The sequence below is a fragment of the Bradyrhizobium sp. genome (assembly GCF_019244115.1).
GTDB lineage: Bacteria > Pseudomonadota > Alphaproteobacteria > Rhizobiales > Xanthobacteraceae > Bradyrhizobium.
On sequence record NZ_JAFATE010000420.1, the window covers coordinates 1 to 2916 of the forward strand.

The following is a 2916-nucleotide window of genomic DNA, read 5'->3' on the forward strand; positions in this document are numbered from 1 at the left end:
CCTCGTCGTCGGCTTCGGTCTGCAACCATCCGAGGACCGCGAACTGCCGATCGAAGTGGCGGCGGCGGATGCCGAGTCGGCGCGCCACCGCGGCGTGCCGGCCACTGGCGTCGATCATCCAATCGCAAGCGACCTCCTCGCCTTCGACGCGGAGTCGCCACTCGCGTGGACGGGCGAGGGTAAGGAGACGCACCGGCTGGCGCAGCACCGCCCCGGCCTCGACGGCACGCTGGCGCATCTGCGCTCCGAAGATGCGGCGGTCGAGCAGCCATCCGTGGCCGAACGGACGAAAGACGAAATCCTGATGGCGGAGAGTCGCTGTCCGCCACGCGGCGCGAACCCCGACACAATCGACATGCCCATCGAGCGGCAACAGCCCTAACTGCTGCAGAAGCGGGCGCGCTTCGGGAGGCATCTGCTCGCCGATACCATCGCGGCCGTCGCTGAGCAGCACCACCTCGGCCCCGAGCCGGCAGAGCTCGACGGCCGCGGCGCAGCCGGCTGGTCCCGCTCCCACGATGGCGACGCGCATTACTCCGGGAAGTCTCTCTCGGTCTCGACTCGCATCACCGTCGGGAACGCGTCATCACCCGGACCGGGTCGCTCCTCCACAAGGCCGAGGCGGAACCAGTTCTCCACCATACTCGCCAGCGTCTGCTCCGTCGTCGGCTGATCGATATCGCGAAAGAACGCGGCGCGGGTGTGAAACGCCTGCTGTCGTACGACGAGCGGCAAGGACCGGTCGAGGACGATCTCGTAGCTCTCTCGCGTGAACACGTGGTTCGGAACGCGAGCCGCCCAGAAAGTCGGCAGATAGGGATCGATCTGCGGCTCATAGCCCGAGCGGCAGCTGGCAGTGTCGGTCTGCCAGGGCACGGCCAGCCAGCGCGTGACCGATCCCGGCACGCAGCCATCGAGCGGTCCGTTTGCTGCCCGCGCCTGCTCCGGCGTGAGCACGTCGCCGTAGTCGGGCTCGGGCTCCTGGCGGTGTCGCAGCCGGAAGAGGCCCGAGTACATCGAGCCGATGCGCATGGGCCATGTGGTCTCGCATCCAGGGTGGAAGGCGTCGCCGAGACAAGCCTCGAGCGCGGCGCGATCGAGCGCCAGCGGCTGTGCCTGGAGGGGAAGATCTTCGAGGCGCTCGGCGCTGAGGTCGGCGCTGGCAAGATCGTTCCCGAAGTCCCCGTCTGCCCAGCGCGCGAGCTGGGCGTACTGCACGGCGGTGACCGCCAGCCAATCGCGCGGGCTGTTAGCCGGAAGGGCGACCGCATCGCCGTAGAGCGGCGGCCAGGCATCGGGTTGCATCGTCGCGTAGTCGGGATGGCGGAAGCGGTCGAAGAGCCCGCGGCGTAACGGCTCGTTCTCCGGGGAAGAATCGGCGAGCCGAGCGACCAGGGCGGGATCGAGGAAATCCTCCGGCGACTGCCAGCCGTAGCGCTCGAGCATGCCCTGATTCACCCATTGAAGCTGCGACAGGCGATCGAAGAGCGGATAGATGTCGCTGAGAAAGCTTACTCTTGTTGGCGGTGACAACCGCCCGAGATCGATCATCGTCTGTGTCATGACGTCATAGAGCGTGCGGTAGCCGGTGGCCAGCGCAGGCCCGTAGTTAGGCGGGCCAATAATGACCCAGGCGGGCGCCACCGGCAGCCATCGTCTACCGAGCCGGACGCTCGCGGTCACCGGGCCGTCGGAGGTGTCGTCGCACCAGCCGTCGTTGTTGGCGAAAGTTGTGAGACGCGCACCGAACGGCGAGAACGACTGCCCGCCTCCGCCGAGCACGAGCAGACGGCCGGCCTCGTCGGTGCGCAACTCGCCGAGCGGCGCTTCGAGGCCCAAGAAGCGGCCGCCATCGAAGACCACCGGGCCGCGACAGCGGCCCGAGATCGCGCGCACGCCCGGGTCGATGACCAACGCGGCACGCTCCGCGCCGACGTAAGTCGCGTTGCGGCGCGTTGTCGGCTGCGCCTCGGGGATGTCGAGGGCAGTATGGAAGTCGTACCAGGCTGCTTTGGCATTGGTCAGATGCACGCGCCAGGTGATCTCCGCCTCCTCGGCGGTAAGCTCCCGTACGACGCGACCGTTTCGATCCAAGCCGTAGAGGCGGAAACGCGCTGCCTGTCGCTTGAGGGCGCCGCACGCGTCTTTGAAGCCGTCTGGGGCGAGCGGCACGGTGCCGGGCAGCTCCGGGCCGAGATAGTAATCGCTCGTGCTGTTGCCGATCCGGGCGATGCCGATGGCCGGATGAATCGCGGCGCTGGTGATCTCAGCGTCGGAAGCCGAGGCACCACTCCCGCTACCAGGGCTGACAAGCGCGAGAACGGCCGAACTGGCACCCGCCTTAAGTAACTGTCGTCTACTGAGCTTTGAATGGAACATAGCGCCTCCCTTACTACTCTCCCAAACGTCGGGCGCGTGTTCTTGCTCCGTGCCAGGCGTCGTCTCGTCTTCCGTCGTTAGCGCTTGGCTATCGCTGTGGTCTGTTGCCCATAGGGTCCTGTTGTGACCGGCTGACCTCGGTAGTAGTACCGAATCGAACGTAACGGCATTGTCACATTGCGGTATGAGGGCCGGTGCCTATCGAGCAGAATCGGTTTGCCATCGGTTTCGGCGAGTACAATACAGCCACATTCTCTGCTTTAGAAGGACGAAGCGGAGGCGGTAATCTCTCGCCAAGTCTCAAATCGACCTTCTCGTTCTGCTCGATATTGCTTTGCTGAAAGCCGATGCCGTTTCGGTCGGAAGTGAGGAGCAATGACGTCGTGTGTTTCACAAAAACGTTGCGCGTGCTGAGGAGATTTGAAGCGCTTCCTGCGGCGTTCCCGTTGTCGGGTGGGCTGATGCGAGTTTTCCGCACGATTATTCAGATACCGACTCTGCCGGTGAATCACACGAGACAAAACGACCTTTTTCGCT

Annotated in this window: 3 protein-coding genes; all 3 read right to left on the reverse strand. The window is 65.2% G+C overall.

Features of this window, described 5'->3' with window-relative positions; genetic code table 11:
- Positions 1-532, reverse strand: a 532-nt coding sequence (locus JOZ76_RS18445) for an NAD(P)/FAD-dependent oxidoreductase (protein ID WP_291700504.1), incomplete at its 3' end; no start/stop codon positions are given.
- Entirely contained in the window at positions 532-2379 is a 1848-nt protein-coding gene (locus JOZ76_RS18450; RefSeq protein ID WP_291700506.1) for a LodA/GoxA family CTQ-dependent oxidase, read from the reverse strand. The genes JOZ76_RS18445 and JOZ76_RS18450, both read right to left, overlap by 1 nt.
- Positions 2380-2639: 260 nt before the next feature.
- Positions 2640-2891, reverse strand: coding sequence for a DDE-type integrase/transposase/recombinase (locus JOZ76_RS18455; protein WP_441300057.1), 252 nt, complete (start codon positions 2889-2891; stop codon positions 2640-2642).
- Positions 2892-2916: the final 25 nt, after the last annotated feature.